2 protein-coding genes are annotated in these 1,505 nt (G+C 56.0%); both read left to right on the top strand.

Annotated features, from left to right (window positions below; genetic code table 11):
* Positions 1-959, top strand: a 959-nt coding sequence (locus QZH66_RS15295; RefSeq protein ID WP_305806764.1) for an anticodon nuclease, incomplete at its 5' end; no start/stop codon positions are given.
* Positions 960-963: 4 nt separating this feature from the next.
* Positions 964-1,505, top strand: a 542-nt coding sequence (locus QZH66_RS15300) for a DUF1016 N-terminal domain-containing protein (protein WP_305806765.1), incomplete at its 3' end; no start/stop codon positions are given.

Genomic DNA, 1,505 nt, shown 5'->3' on the forward strand with positions numbered 1-1,505 from the left:
CTGATTTGGCAGACAAGAAGGTTCTCTACTACAGCGCGTTCACGGAAGATCTGTTTTATTGGAAGAACGATCTGGAGCGGGACGCTGAACCCAGGTTGATCATCCAGCCCAACGCGTTCACCCGGTGGGTGCTCGAAGAACAGGGCCAGGACCAGAGAATCACCGCGACGTTTCAGCACTACACCAGCGAAAAGCTGACACCCCATTTCAGTGCAGATTTTTCATCGGTCAGCTTTTCATTTGAGCGCGGCAACAAGCAGCAAGAGCCCCATATCAAGATTTCCAAGGGCGAAGAAAGCAACTTCATCTGGAGTGTGTTCAATGCCCTGTTGGAGCAGGTGATTGGCGAACTGAACATCGCAGAGGTCGCCAACCGCTCCACCGATGTGTTCAACAATCTGAAGTACGTCTTTGTGGATGATCCGGTGAGTTCACTGGATGAAAACCATTTGATCGAGCTGGCGGTCAACCTGGCGGGGTTGATCAAATCCAGCCAGTCCGATCTGAAGTTCATCATCACCACGCACAGCCCGCTGTTCTACAACGTGCTGTTCAATGAGTTCAGCAACAAAGCCTGCTATATGCTGGATTGCCAGGAAGACGGCAGCTTTACGCTGACGGAAAAACACGGCGATTCCAACAAGAGCTTTTCCTATCATCTGCACCTGCTGCAGACCATCGAACAGGCGATTGCCGATCAAAAGGTGGAGCGCTACCACTTCACGCTGCTGCGCAATCTGTACGAGAAGACGGCCAGCTTCTTAGGCTACCCAAAGTGGTCAGAGCTGCTGCCCGACGACAAGCAGCTGTACTACAGCCGCATCATCAATTTCACCAGCCACAGCACGCTGTCGAATGAAGCCATGGCGGTGCCGACGCCCGCAGAACAGGCGACAGTCAAGCTGCTGACGGATCACCTGAAAAGCCGCCATGCTTTCTGGCAGCAGCAGGGAGCCTGACTCCATGACCGACATCACCCAGCACACCGACTATCGGCAGGCTATTGCCGCCATCAAGCAGCGCATTCAAGCATCGCAAACCCGCGCCGTCTTGGCGGTGAATGTCGAGCTACTGAACCTGTATTGGGACATTGGCCGCCAGCTGGACGGCTGGCAACGTGAGCGCGCCTGGGGTTCGGCGGTGGTGGAGCAGATGGCGCTGGATTTGCAGGCCAGCTACCCCGGCATGAAGGGTTTCTCACGCACCAGCCTGTTTGCCATGCGGCAGTTTTATGCGTTCTTCAGCCCTCAGTTTGAAGTTGTCCCACAGCCTGTGGGACAAATGCCGTGGGGGCATGTGCGCACCCTGCTAGCCAAGGTGAAGTCCGTAGAGCTGGTGTTGCTGTATGCGCAGGCCTGCATTGAGCACGGCTGGAGCCGCACGGTGCTGGAGTGGCAGATTGAGCAGCGCTTTCATGAACGCGCGGGCAAGGCGGTGGGTAACTTTGCCCAGACTCTGCCTGCACCCCAGTCAGCGCTGGTGCAGCAAAGCCTGAAAGACCCGTA

This window comes from Stenotrophomonas sp. YIM B06876 (assembly GCF_030711595.1).
Classification (GTDB): domain Bacteria; phylum Pseudomonadota; class Gammaproteobacteria; order Xanthomonadales; family Xanthomonadaceae; genus Stenotrophomonas.